Source organism: Campylobacter volucris, from assembly GCF_008245045.1.
Lineage (GTDB): Bacteria > Campylobacterota > Campylobacteria > Campylobacterales > Campylobacteraceae > Campylobacter_D > Campylobacter_D volucris.
This window is the reverse complement of record NZ_CP043428.1, coordinates 252,066-266,540: the sequence shown is the minus strand read 5'-3', so window position 1 is coordinate 266,540 and position 14,475 is coordinate 252,066. Positions and strand designations below refer to the sequence as shown.

12 protein-coding genes are annotated in these 14,475 nt (G+C 25.5%); all 12 read right to left on the bottom strand.

Features of this window, described 5'->3' with window-relative positions:
* Positions 1-43: 43 nt before the first annotated feature.
* The 12 genes from CVOLT_RS01500 to kpsM all read right to left on the bottom strand — a co-directional run bounded on the left by CVOLT_RS01500 (position 44) and on the right by kpsM (position 14,474).
* Positions 44-1,255 (bottom strand): glycosyltransferase family 2 protein, encoded by a 1,212-nt coding sequence (locus CVOLT_RS01500; protein WP_052243146.1) that lies wholly within the window; start codon positions 1,253-1,255, stop codon positions 44-46.
* An 18-nt stretch (positions 1,256-1,273) separates the two neighbouring features.
* Positions 1,274-1,906 carry an HAD-IB family hydrolase gene (locus CVOLT_RS01495; RefSeq protein ID WP_039665132.1) on the bottom strand — a complete coding sequence of 211 codons (633 nt, stop codon included), beginning with the start codon at positions 1,904-1,906 and terminating at the stop codon, positions 1,274-1,276.
* Between the two features lie 3 nt (positions 1,907-1,909).
* A complete protein-coding gene (locus CVOLT_RS01490; protein ID WP_235362403.1) occupies positions 1,910-3,079 on the bottom strand; it encodes an aminotransferase class I/II-fold pyridoxal phosphate-dependent enzyme in 1,170 nt (389 codons plus the stop codon).
* Positions 3,080-3,101: 22 nt separating this feature from the next.
* Positions 3,102-5,615, bottom strand: coding sequence for a DUF8374 domain-containing protein (locus tag CVOLT_RS07990; protein ID WP_390621652.1), 2,514 nt, complete (start codon positions 5,613-5,615; stop codon positions 3,102-3,104).
* Between the two features lie 26 nt (positions 5,616-5,641).
* A complete protein-coding gene (locus CVOLT_RS01475) occupies positions 5,642-6,814 on the bottom strand; it encodes a nucleotide sugar dehydrogenase (protein WP_039665130.1) in 1,173 nt (390 codons plus the stop codon).
* Between the two features lie 69 nt (positions 6,815-6,883).
* A complete protein-coding gene (locus tag CVOLT_RS01470) occupies positions 6,884-8,236 on the bottom strand; it encodes a glycosyltransferase family 2 protein (RefSeq protein ID WP_039665129.1) in 1,353 nt (450 codons plus the stop codon).
* Positions 8,226-9,296: a glycosyltransferase gene (locus tag CVOLT_RS01465; protein WP_052243145.1), complete on the bottom strand. Its 1,071-nt coding sequence runs from the start codon at positions 9,294-9,296 to the stop codon at positions 8,226-8,228. The genes CVOLT_RS01470 and CVOLT_RS01465 overlap by 11 nt, the downstream gene beginning before the upstream one ends.
* Positions 9,293-10,249 (bottom strand): KpsF/GutQ family sugar-phosphate isomerase, encoded by a 957-nt coding sequence (locus tag CVOLT_RS01460; RefSeq protein WP_390621651.1) that lies wholly within the window; start codon positions 10,247-10,249, stop codon positions 9,293-9,295. Before CVOLT_RS01460 ends, CVOLT_RS01465 begins: the two co-directional genes overlap by 4 nt.
* Before the next feature lie 8 nt (positions 10,250-10,257).
* Positions 10,258-11,922 (bottom strand): capsular polysaccharide export system, periplasmic protein, encoded by a 1,665-nt coding sequence (locus tag CVOLT_RS01455; RefSeq protein WP_039665128.1) that lies wholly within the window; start codon positions 11,920-11,922, stop codon positions 10,258-10,260.
* Positions 11,922-13,037 carry a capsular polysaccharide export system, inner membrane protein gene (locus CVOLT_RS01450; RefSeq protein ID WP_039665127.1) on the bottom strand — a complete coding sequence of 372 codons (1,116 nt, stop codon included), beginning with the start codon at positions 13,035-13,037 and terminating at the stop codon, positions 11,922-11,924. Before CVOLT_RS01450 ends, CVOLT_RS01455 begins: the two co-directional genes overlap by 1 nt.
* Positions 13,027-13,695: a capsular polysaccharide export system, ATP-binding protein gene (locus tag CVOLT_RS01445; RefSeq protein ID WP_039665126.1), complete on the bottom strand. Its 669-nt coding sequence runs from the start codon at positions 13,693-13,695 to the stop codon at positions 13,027-13,029. Before CVOLT_RS01445 ends, CVOLT_RS01450 begins: the two co-directional genes overlap by 11 nt.
* A complete protein-coding gene (kpsM, locus tag CVOLT_RS01440) occupies positions 13,692-14,474 on the bottom strand; it encodes a capsule polysaccharide transporter KpsM (protein ID WP_039665125.1) in 783 nt (260 codons plus the stop codon). Before kpsM ends, CVOLT_RS01445 begins: the two co-directional genes overlap by 4 nt.
* Between the last annotated feature and the right edge of the window lies 1 nt (position 14,475).

The following is a 14,475-nucleotide window of genomic DNA, read 5'->3' as shown; positions in this document are numbered from 1 at the left end:
TATTTTAACTTATTGATAAAATATACAAAAACATAAATAATCTCTATTTATTTTTATATTCTTTATATGTTTTTAATAACTTTCGTAATTTATTATAAGCTATATTATAGCCAAATTTATATGAAAGATGCTCTTTATAATTATTTAAACCACTGAAATTAAATTTTGCAGTTTTAAAAAATAAATAGGCAAAAAAACACTTAAAGATACTTTTAATACTTTTATTTTTCCATATATTTATAAATTCATACCCCATAGAATAAATAATAAAATCTTTAAAATCAAATTGATCATATTTTTCATTATTTTTAATTTTATTAATCCATTTATAATAATTTTCTTCATAAAAATATTCTTCAGGTTTATCTAAAATATTAAATAATTTAAATATATATACTTTCATATACAATATAACAAGCTCTCTTGAAGTTTCCCCTATGGTGCTACTATGCCAAATCACATAACCTATGGACATATTAATGAAACTTTGTTCAAAATTATTATAAGTTCCGTCTTTTTCCAATCCTTCTTTTATTTTAAACAAAGATTTAAAACCCTCTAAAGGATCTTTATCTCTAGCAAAATTCGATATTGATAAAGGATTATTTATTCTATGATAGAATATATATTCATTTAAAATACTGATTTTATCAGCCAAAGATAAACTATGACAAACAAAATATCCATCATTTGCATAGTTTATATTTTGAAATTTAAGATTATACTTTAACAAAAATTCTCGTTTATATAGTTTATCCCAAGCCCATCCTATGCAAAAATTAAATACATATTTGCCATTAGTCTTAAAGTTAAAAACACTATCTATATTTATTCTATCACATCTTATAGCATAATCCATTTTGTCGATTTTTTTTGTTTTATCACAGTAGCTTTTACTTTTAGCTAATACTATATCTGCATCAGTTTTCAAAGCTTGATTGAGAAGTAGTTCAATTGCGTCTTGTCTCATATAATCATCTGAATCAAAAAATATAACATATTCTCCAGTGGCATTATCAAAACCTATATTTCTAGAATATCCGGCTCCATGGTTATCTTGATTGATTAATACAATTCTTGGATCTTTTTGAATATACATATTGATTATATCTAAACTATTATCTGTTGATCCATCATTAACCAAAATAATTTCTAAATTTTTATAAGTTTGATAAATTAAACTATCTAAACATTCTTCAAGATATTTTTCTACATTATATACTGATACTAAAATAGAAACTAATTTTTTTTCCAATGCCAGTCCTTACACAAATTAAGGATTTATAATATTAAATCCTAATATTTTAGCCCACTCTAAATTTTTTCCACATTTTACAACATTTGGATTGCCAACCAAGGATAAAAGCGGAATATCACTAACGCAATCACTATATGCATAAGATTTTTTCAAATCATAATTATTTAAATCTAACATATGAGATAGTTTATATAACTTTCTTTCTTGCATAGTATGAATTCCATCTATATTTCCAGTTAATTTACCATTCAATACTTCTAAATCAACAGCAATTACATTATCTATATTATAGATTTTTGCGAATTCATTGATATAAATAGATAAGCCTCCAGATACAATAGCTATATCATGTCCAGCATCTTGATGCCAAAAAAGCTTATCCATAATATTTTTGTTTAAATTACACATAACATCCATATATATAAATTCTTTTCCTATTTTTGTAGCTAAAAAATAATCAAGATCAATTAACCATTCATATCTAGGGTAAGGAATATTTTGCGATTTATAATTTTCTCTCCGAATAATATTTTTTTCATAACTATAATTAATATTCCGATTTGCCGCCATGGGTAAATATCTATCAAGCGTTTGAAAATTAGTTATTGTTTCACAAAAGTCAAATAAAGCTAGGATTTTTTTGGACATAAATTATTCCTTAAAAGCATTATGAATTGATTTGATTACAATTTCATTTTCATCAAAAGTTCTACTAGCTATTCTGACAAATTCTCCATTTAATCCAATTTTGTCTTTACAAGTTCTCATATAAATACCATATTTAATTAACATTTTTGATACAAAATCTTCACTAGAAGTACCATCTAAAATTTCTACAAGTGCAAAATTAGTTTTACTAGGATATACTTTAAATTGTTCAATTGCTCCCAATGAATTAAAAAAATCTTGAGTTTCTTTAATATACCCTATTCTTATTTTATTATACTCATCAAAAAAATCTTTATTTGTATAAAGTCTTAAAAAATACTCAGCAAAACCAGAAGAATTCCATAAATATCCATTATATAATAATTTTTGAACTTTATCTTTAGACATAATGCCGTAACCAACTCTAATTCCTGCTATTCCAAAGTCTTTAGACATGCTTTTAATAAATATTAAATTATCAAACTCTTTAAATAGAAATTCAATATTAATTTGATTATATTCCAAATCTTCAAAAGCAAAATGAATAAAAGATTCATCTATAATTATATTTTTTACAAAATATAATTCTTTCAATAGAAATTTTAATTTTTCATAAGAAATATAACCACCATCTGGATTATTTGGATTAATCAATACTATACTATCTGGCTTTTCAAGTTTGATAAAGTTAATATAATCATCCAAATCTAACATATAATTATTTTCTTTAGATAGCTGATAATAAACAACTTTTGTACTTTCTTTTGCAAACTCATAATACGAAGAAAAAGTAGGGATATTAATAACAATTTTACTTCCTACAAAATTATGCATGACTGCTTGAATAATCTCTATGGCACCATTACCAATAAACATATTATCAGCATTAATACCTATAAAATCGCCCACAATTTTAGAAATAACATTATTTTGTGAAGGATAGAACTCTAAAATTGAACGTAATTTTTGTGTATCAATCAAATCCTCTTTTACATGCCTTAAGAATAGCGCTGTTGCATATGGATTAGATAAAAAACACGAATCAATATTGATTTTTAGTTCTGGTAATTTTTCTGCTATAGTAAATATACTAGGACTATGACTTCCTGATTCCATTTTTAACTTTATTATTTTTTGTTGTATGTTTTTTTCATATTCAGTAAGCTTTATCAAAATAAAATCCTTTAATTAATATTTATTCTTTAATTTTCCACAATTTTCCAAGATTTTTATCCCAATGACTTGGAATAACTCTTTCACTTGCAGCACCATGTGTAAAAGTCAACTCACCTATATAGATACAATTTTTTACAGAATACAAATCAACTCTAACATAATCAAAAACTTTAGATAGCTTTAGAGAAATTTCTAGCATTTCCTTAAAATTGTTGGGTTTAGGTGGCAGTTGATCACATGAATTTTCATAAACAAAGTTAAAAGGTGCTAAATTCCAATTAATATCAAACATTAATCTTTTATAATTATCAAATCTATCCATTGTAAATTGAATATAATTATTATTTAATTGTTTATGATCAAATATATGAAATTTATAAGTATCTGCTGGTTTTTCATTCTCTCCAAACAATAACTCTTCAGCAAATATTTTAGGTTCTATATTTTTATAATGCCATTCTTTATGTTTATAATAGTAATTAAATTTAAAATGCTCATTCAATTTATTTATACTTTCTGAGAAAAAATTTGTATTTCTTAAAAAATCTTTTTTATCTTTTACTATAATATATCCACCGCAATCATGATTTGTTTTTAAAACAAAAGAATTTGGAAGAGCTTTAAAATCTATATCATAAATACTATCATAAATTCCGTACAATTTTGGAAGAAATTTACATGAATTTGTAGCAAATAATTCATCTTTTATATATTCTATTTTCTTAAATAGAATAGAATTATTAGATAAAATTTCATAATCTTTTACACTATTGGATAAAACATGAGAAATAAATATCCTAGCTTTAAGTTTATCTGTCAAAAAAGTATAAATAGGATTTCTATCATAAAGAATTCTATATACTAATTTTTCATTAAAAGTTTGAGGATTTTTAAAATCTGGAACATAGCCAAAACGCTTTTGAAATCTATCTATATGAAATTCTTCATCTGAAAGTTGTTGTAAATTATAATTTATAGAAATATTTTGATTTTTTTTCAAATTTCTTTTATATAATTTATATGCTTTAAACATATCAAAAGGTAAAACAAAAATTTTACCTTTATACCACATTTTAAAACTTTTAATTAAAACATTTCCTAGTCTATAAGAAAGATGTTCTTTAAGTTGCATTGCTTCTTGATAGTCGGGATAACTTTCAATATATGGCAAAACAAGAGAAGAATCTTTTTTTGTTTTAAGTCTATAAATTTTCTTTTCTTGGCAATAGGAAATTGTTTCTGCCATTAAGTATATAGGCATACATAATATATCTAAAAAATTTTTAGAACTACACAACATAATTTGTCCCAATCTATATGAAAGCTGACTTCTAATTCTTTGTTTTGCACTTCCATATTTATCTCTAAAAATAAAATCTCTATAAAAATCTTGGCCGACATTAAAAATATTTTCTAATCTAAAATTTGTTACTTCTACTATTTTACTTTTAGCACCCCAAGGATCACGATCATAATTAAAAATTTTTAAAGCATTTTCGTAAATATATGGAATATACATTGATTTAAAAATTATTATCTTACTATCATCTGTATTTTTTTTGATAAAGTCTAATAAATACATCAAGCTAATTACCCAACTAACAGCTGAATGGTATCCTCTTGTTTTTTTTACATCTTTCTTAAAAGCTTTAAAAATATCTTTCGTATAAGATGGGATATCTGTTTTATCAATATGAGTATGTTCATGAGTCGCACTATTATGTCTCAATCTATATATATATAATATCTTTGGAAGAATATAAATAAATTTTGCATAAAAAAACAAAATCATACCAAAACAATGATCTTGATGCTTAATATAATCAATAAATTTTAATTTTATTTTTTTAAGAAAATTAAAATTTATCATACCTTGTTTTACAAACCAAAAAGCTTTCATTTTTAATTTATGCATATCTAAAATCCATTTTTCTGAAGTAATTATCCCTTCTGTATAATTACAAACAGACAATAGACTAAAATACTCTCTTTGTATATTATCTTCGAATTTATTTTGATTATCAAACCAAAGCACCTCTACCCCATCCATTCTAGGAACACATTCTTCTATGCAGTTTAATTCCCAATAATCATCACTATCTAAAAAGATAATATAATCTATAATAGGATAAGTAAAGTTAGTTAAATCTTGTTCATTATTAAAAGCTTTATAGCTTTTATACACTTTATATATATTATAAGGATTATTATCATCTAATTCAAATTCTATTAAAGAATTTTCTTTAATTTGTGTAGTTATATTTTTAAGTTTGTATTCTCCACTAAAGTATTCTATACCTACATTTCTAGCTGTACTTTGTCCTCCATTTTCTTTATCAAAAAGAGTTATTCTTTTATCTTTTAAGGTGTATTCTTTAGCTATTTTTAATGAATTTTCATCAGTACTTCCATCATTTACTAATATTATTTGTAAATTTTTATAAGTTTGATTGATTACACTATCTAAACATTCTTTTAGATATTTTTCTACATTGTATATTGGGATTACTACGCCTACTGATTTAGTTTGCATGATTATATTTTCCATTTCAAAAAACCTTAAATATCACTTGTATAAATATCACTTGTATAAACTTTATTTTTATATGGAGCAATTTGATCGTCTAATCTATTTGCCACAACTATTTCTGTCCCATTAATAAATTTATTAAAATCATTTTCAATGTTACAATTACTAAATTTATTTGTATTAATTAATGGCTCGTATATTACAACATTTCTATATTTTTGAATTTCATCAATCAACTCAAGCATAATAGAATTTCTAAAATTATCTGCATTATGCTTCATAATTAATCTATAAAATCCTATATTATTTATATTTTTAGATAGAGATAAAATTTGTTTTACAATAAAATTTTTTCTTATTTCATTTGTTTTTACCGCCGCTTGAATCAAAGCATTAGGTATATCTTTAAAATTTGCCAATAATTGTTTACTATCTTTAGGTAAACAATATCCCCCATAACCAAAACTCGGATTATTATAATAATTACCAATTCTAGGATCCGCACAAACACCGGCAATAATATTTTTTGCTTCTAAGTTATAATTTTTAGCAAAAATATCTAATTCGTTAAAAAAACCAATTCTCATTGCAAGGTAAGTATTTGAAAACAGCTTCACACTCTCTGCTTCTTCAGAACTCATAAATAATACAGGTACATCTTTTTTTAAAACTGAATCACTAAAAAGTTTAGCAATATTTTGTGCATTTTCACTATAACTACCGATAATAATTCTACTTGGATATAAATTATCATACAATGCACTACCTTCTCTCAGAAATTCGGGACAAAAAATAACATCTTTAACAGCAAAAGTACTTTTTAAATATTTAATATAACCTATAGGTATTGTGCTTTTAATTATTACCACGGCATTTTTATTATATTTAACAATATCAAGCATAACACTTTCAATAGTTTTAGTATTAAAACATTGTGCATCCTCATTATAATCTGTTGGCGTAGCTATAATAATATAATCGCAATTTTCATAAGCATCTTGTTTGTTTAATGTAGCATTAATACTATTTTGAGTATTACTTAAATATTCTTCAATCATTGTATCTTTAATAGGAGATTGTTTTTGATTGACTTGTTTAACTTTGTCAGGATCAATATCTAACATTATAACATTATTATTTTTACATAACATCAAGGCATTTGCCAACCCCACATAACCAATTCCTACAACACAAATTTTCATCTTTATCTTTCTATAAAACTATTATATTAAAAGTATAACATTTTATTTTCTTAAAACATCTTAAAAAATTTAAAATAAAGTTAATTTTTTAAGTCTTAAAGCCTCTTGATAATCTTTATAAAACTCTAATGGCAGTCTTTTATTTGAAAAACTCTTTTTTATATTTTGCTTATATTTTTTAACTTCTTTTTGATGCTTTAAAATTATGCAAATGATTTTAAAAGGCAATAAAAACAAAATTGTACCATTACTATTAGATATTTCTTTTGCAATTTTGTAAGATAGATACTCTTTAACTCTATCAACTGCTCCTAAGGGTTGATTTTGTATATATATTTTTAAATTTTTAGTATATTTTTTTAAACACAATGGATCTTTATCAAACTTTTGTAAAGTTAAAGCTTTATTACAAACTACTGGTAGAAAATGTGTTTTAACATCTCGATTTAACTGATGATTATAATTTATAAATTCTAAAGCAATTTTCATCCAGCTTATAGTTTCATAATATAATCTGGTTATGTTTGAATTCTCAAAAACATCAATTCTTTTTAGATGACAATTAGAATGTATTACCCATTTTTTATTGGTAAAATTCATAGAACTTAATTTTCGTATGCGATAAACATAATTTTTCTTAGGATATATGTAAATATTTTTAGTTTGAGTAAATAACAATACTCCAAAATGACAATCTTCTGCAAAAATCCCATCAATAAATTTTAATTTTATTTTTTTAAGAAAATTAAAATTTATCATACCCTGCCATGCAAACCAAAAATAATACAATCTCCTTTCTTTAGCTTTTTCCATCCAGTCTTTTGATGTAATAATCATTTCTTTTTTATAATCAAAATAAGTCATTTGGCTAATATGTTGTTTTTTAACTTTATCATTTAATACTTTATAATCAAACCAAAGCACCTCTACCCCATCCATTCTAGGAACACATTCTTCTATGCAGTTTAATTCCCAATAATCATCACTATCTAAAAAGATAATATAATCTATAATAGGATAAGTAAAGTTAGTTAAATCTTGTTCATTATTAAAAGCTTTATAGCTTTTATACACTTTATATATATTATAAGGATTATTATCATCTAATTCAAATTCTATTAAAGAATTTTCTTTAATTTGTGTAGTTATATTTTTAAGTTTGTATTCTCCACTAAAGTATTCTATACCTACATTTCTAGCTGTACTTTGTCCTCCATTTTCTTTATCAAAAAGAGTTATTCTTTTATCTTTTAAGGTGTATTCTTTAGCTATTTTTAATGAATTTTCATCAGTACTTCCATCATTTACTAATATTATTTGTAAATTTTTATAAGTTTGATTGATTACACTATCTAAACATTCTTTTAGATATTTTTCTACATTGTATATTGGGATTACTACGCCTACTGATTTAGTTTGCATAAAATTTCCTCTTTAAAATTCTATACAATTTAGTATGCGAAAATTTCACAATAAAAAAGTTAAATATATCTAAAAATTTCAATTTAGTATTTTTTATTTCATATAAATATCTATCATAAATCAAAGAATTAATCGATATATATCTTTTATCAAAATTTAATCCATAATTATCCGGCTCATTATTTGACAATAAAGATTTTATTTTATAATTTTTTAAATTTGCTAAATTTTTATAGAATTTTTTGTGATTTTTTCTGCGATTTGACATATAATTGTTTTGATTTGGCTCTTCATGAAAAAAATGATATATATAAATTCCATGAAAACTCATTTCATATCCAAGCAAAGAAAACCAAGCTCTAAAACCTTTAAAACTAGCTAAATTCCAATTACCTTCATCATAACAAATTACTCTAGGCATTTTTTCAAATTCAGTCGTATCAAACAATAATCTTGCTAAAAAATCAAAATCCTCATAGCTATGTCCTATAAATTCATCGTTATTTCCACCAAGCTCTAAAAATTTATATTTATTGACTACAATGGAACTAGATATTAATGAAAAATATTTTATAAATTTATTTCTTCCACTTATCAAATCATCTTTTATTATATCATCCCATAAGATTTGTTCTTGATTGTATATATAATCACTTCCATTTTTGCTAAGATAAACAACTGGCAATACTAAAATTTCATTTATATTTTGAGCTATATTTTTAATTTGTATAAGATTTAAAATTCTTTCTAATGAAAAATTAGAAATATAACAATCAGCATCCAAAAACATTAAAACTTTAGAATTTGCAAAAACAGCACCTAAATTTCTACATTTTCCTTGAGAAAAATACTCTTTTTGCGATTCATCTTTTATATAAATATGTCCATTATCTTCTATGATTTTTTTTAAATTATTTTCTAAAGATGAATACCCTTCTACAAAAATATAGTCTATTTTTTCATTGCTTTTAAATTCTTTAGCTTTTTGTATTATCCTATCTTGTATATAAGCTCTTTCTTTACTTAAACCAAAAGGTATGATTATAGAAAGAATTTTCACACATTTCCTATCGCATAAAGCTGTATAATGCCTACTATCTTGTCATTTTCACTTACTACTATTTCTTTTATTTTATGTTTTAGCATAAGTTCTTCTGCCTCACTAGCCATAGCTTTTGCATCTATTACTTTAGGATTAGCACTCATTATTTCACTTGCTTTAAAATCAAATCTTGGTTTATCATTGGATTTTAAAGCTCTTCTTAGATCTCCATCTGTTATAATACCCACTAATTTTTCATTTTCTAAAACTATACAAAGACCTAATTTTCCACTAGTCATCACATCTATCAAATCACTAAAATTTGTATTTAAACTTACTATTGGCAAATTTTCTTTTACCATCAAGTCCTCAACCTTAGTTAAAAGTTTTTTACCTAAACTTCCGCCAGGATGAAATAAAGCAAAATCATCAGGTTTAAAATTTCTAGCTTTCATCAAAGCAGCAGCTAATGCATCTCCCATCACTAAAGTAGCAGTAGTTGAAGACATTGGAGCAAGCTGCAATGGACAAGCTTCTTTTTCAACGCTTATATCTAAAAATACATCAGCTTGTTTTGCTAATGTAGAATTTTTTCTCCCACTCATAACAATTAGTGGAATTTTTCTTTTTTTAATAACTGGTATTATTTTTAAAAGTTCTTCTGTGTCTCCAGAATTTGAAATGGCTAAAACCACATCATCATTTGTGATCATACCTAAATCACCATGCAAAGCTTCACCAGGATGGACAAAAAAACTAGGAGTTCCAGTGCTTGCTAAGGTAGCAGCTATTTTAGCGCCTATATGACCTGATTTACCCATGCCGCTTATTATACATCTTCCTTTGATAGAAAGTATCAAGCTTATGCTTTTGTTAAAATCTTCATTTAAATTATGAATTAAATCTAAAATAGCTTTTGATTCTATCTCAAATACTTCTTTGGCTATTTTAATACTATCTATTTTGCTCATAATTTACCTTATATTTTAAGTATAACATTAGTTGCTACTGCTATTTGATATAAAATTTGCGTTAGCATGCTAAAAATTTGTAAATTTTGACTATCTACTTTTGGTAAAACTAGTATAGAATCTCCTGCTTTGATATCTGCTGAACTGCTGCTACTATATTTAGTTGCTTTACCATTGGCATTAATGACTAAAATTCTTGAAGTATCAGCTCTATCGCTGTATCCACCAGCTAAATTGATATAATACCTTAAATTTTCTCTATTTATATATACAAAAGCTCCTGGTATAGATACTTCACCTTGAACTAAAACGATATTGTTTTTACTTGGTACATTTACCACATCGCCTTCTTCTAAAACCACAGCTTTATAGGCTTTTGGACTATCCACAACAATTTGTCCTTTTGGCTGTACTTGCTTTGCACGCTCTATAAAGTCTAAAATCGTCTTAGCTTGAGTAGCTCTTATACTAGCTTGTTCAGCATTTACCGAAGAGCTTGTTAAAGCTAGTGTTTCAAGTTCTTTAAGCTGAGCATTGATAAGCTGTTTTTGAGTAGCTGCGACACTTTTTCTAAAAATTTGCAAAGCTTGCATATTTGATTGTGGATTTGCAATAATCATTTGTGCTACATCTTCTAAAGTAGTGCCTTTTTTTACCACTATAGAATGCAAACCATTATGCTCACCTTCTATTTGTATATTGATATTTTGCGCTGTATAATCAGGTCTAAATTCTATCTCATCTCCAGCATGTAATATCACATCTAAAAATTCTTTTTTAGTATATGCATCTACTTGTAGATGATGATTTGCTCTATAGCTTTTTACTACTGCATTGGTTACTATAGGCTTAGCACCTGAAATATTTGCTATATCTAATAAAGTTTTTATATCATCACTTAATTCAAATCTAAAAGGCTTTTGCACATCACCTTTAACAAAAACATAATCTTTCACGCTACCAACTAAAATCACATCACCCATTCTAAATGGAAAAAGCTCTAGCTCACCTTTAAGCAAAAAATCATATAAATCAACTTTTTTTATGACTTTGTTATCTCTTAAAATTTCAATATCTCTAAAACTTCCATATTCTAAATTTATACCTTTAGCTTTATCAAGGTATTGGATGATAGAATCAGAGCTAAGTCCTTGATATAATCCTGGTTGATTAACATTTCCTGTCACAAACACTGAAACATTTTGATAAATATCCATATCAGCATAAACATAAACATTGCTTTTATAAATTTTACCAATAGCCTTTGAAATAACGCTCACTAAGGCACTATTTTTAACCCCTAAAAGATTAATCGCTCCAACCTTTGGTATGAAAATATTTCCTTGAGAATCCACAGTCAAAGTTTGTATAAATTCTACAGCTCCCCAAATTTTAATATTAATCCTATCTCCAACTGTCAATCTATAATCAGGGTTGTAAACATGTTGAGTAAATTGGGTAAAATTACCATTAAATAAATGAGAGCCAAAAACTTTTACCGTAGGAGTAAGACTTTGAGTTTGATTAAAATCACTTTGGTTGTAATCATATTTTGCAATCTGTGTATCCATAGTAGGCATAAATGGTTCATTTTGAATTTTTGCTATTTGAGAAACATCTACTGCACCAAAAATTAGTAATGGTAAAATTAATAATAAAAATATTTTTTTCATTAGTATCTATGCTCCTCAATAATCATTTTAATAAATTTAATAATTCCATATATCAAAGATAAAATCATAAAAGCTGTAAGTATATTATATAAAATTTCAGGATATTTTGCACTTTGAGGCAAACTTGGACTTTGTATAACTACTACTTGTTTTATCTTTCTTAAAGCTTCAATTCTAGCACTCTCATAAGCTTTTAAAGCTGTAGTATAAGCACTCTCTGCAAAACCTACTTCTATGGTAAGATCTTGGAATTTAGCAGCTAGATCGTTAAGTTTTTGAGAAGATTTTGATGAAGTAATTTTAGCCTTTTCTCTTTGAAGTTGTTTTTTTAAAGCATTGATTTCTGATTTTATAGTGATGATTTGTGGAGCATTATCATTAATATAACTTTGCATCATTAAAAGCTCAGCTTCTTTTGCCGCTACTTTTGCTTCAAGCTCTCCTACAAGTTTTAAAATACCTTCTGATTGTTTTAGCGGATCAAACACTCCATATTTATTTTGAAACACCAATAAATCATCTTTTGCTTTTTGAAATCTTTGTTTAAATTGCAAAAGTTCATTTTCAGCAAAGGCCATTTGTTCTCTTGCTGCTTTATGTGAAATTTCATTGATAAACCTTTCACTTTCTTTTACTATAGTAGTAGCAATCAAATGAGCATCTTTAGCACTAAAACCTTCTACTTCTACTCTTAAAAGACCATTTGCTGAGTTTTCTTGGACAATTTTAACACGATTTTTATAGTATTTTAAAAACGCTTCTTGATTAGCAGAATCAGAAATACTATAAAAAATATCCAATTTTTGTTTTTGATAAAGCTCACGAATTTTAATTTTCTCTTCTAAAATATTTAGCATATCCAAAGAATAAATATAAGATTTTAAATAACTTATATCATCACTTGAAAAAGAATTATTTGTAAGCAAGGATGCAAGTCCTGTTATAGCAATATTATTGCCAGTAGTTGATCTTATACTTAAAACACTCTCACTTACATAACGATTTGCCGCTATAAAAACATAGTAAAATACTACAAATGCTGTCAAAATTAATACTATTTTGAATGAATTTAAAATTTTTGAATTTCGAATTTTTTTTAGTATTTTATTTTGCATTGATTTTTCCTTGATATACAGCTATACCTTCATCCACATCATCATATATAGTAGCTTTTCCATCTTGCATGAATATAATTTTATCACACCATTGTTTAATTTCAGCTACATCATGCGAAACCATAATAACTTTTGACCTACTTAATTTTTCTTTATATAACTTTACACTTTTTTCTCTAAAATTTGGATCTCCAACAGCTCCTGCTTCATCTATTAGATAATAATCAAAATCAAAAGCCATACTCAAACCAAAGCCTATTCTAGCACTCATACCAGATGAGTAAGTATTCATTGGCTCGTTAAAGAATTTACCAAGTTCTGCAAAATCTTCTACAAATTGGATTTTTTTTTCTAATTCTTCACCTTTATAACCATACACTCTAGCCACAAATTTTACATTATCTCTAGCTGATAATCGATGCTGAAAAGCTCCAGCTAAACCCAAAGGCCAAGAAAGTTTTTTATTAGTTACTATTTTTCCACGATCTGGCAATTCTGAGCCACTTAACAATCTCATCAAAGTAGATTTTCCAGCACCATTTCTACCCATTAGACCTATACTACAATTTTCTGGAAATTCAAAAGTTAAATCTTTAAAAACATAATGTCTTCCATTGGTCAATGGATACGATTTTGTTAAATTTATAAGTTTTATCATGTTTTTCTTACCGCAATAAGAGCTTGTCTATTATAATAATATATAAATAAGGCTACAAATAAAACTACACAAATACATAATACAGGATATATATAATTATAATCATCCATCAGAGGATAATCATCAAAAAAATTGTATTTTAAAAGTTCAAAGATATGTAAAAGTGGATTATAATAAAGTAAATCTAAAATATTCCTAGGAGTTAAAAAAGTAGGGAAAATAACTCCAGAAGTCCAATAAAATACTATACTAAAATAAGTTAAAAATATTTTTAAAGGTTCTACAAAATGTCCAGCTATAGCAAAACATATACCTAAAGAAAACCCAAACAACAATAATAAAAAAAATAAAATCAAAACCTCTAAAATGTGCTTTGGTAATACATCTAAATGCAAAAACCATCCTGCTATAAACATCACAACTATAAAAATAGTAAAATAAATACAAAATTCAAGCAAAGCCCTAGCAATAAAAACATGAATAGGTCTTACAGGTTTATAAGCAAATAATGTTAAATTTGAACTTATACCTGTAATGATTTGATTGATTGTACTTCTAAACATAAAAAATGGGATAATACCCACTGCTAAAAACATAAAAATAGGTATATTAGCTGGCATGATTTGATGGTGAAATTCTCTAATAGCTGTTACTATAAAAAGTATTACTAATAATATCAACAAAGGTTCACCGACAACCCAAAAATAGCCTAAATGCTTATTAACACCAAATCTAGTCTTTAGCTCTCTAAAAAAAAGAGCATGAATGACATCGATCATA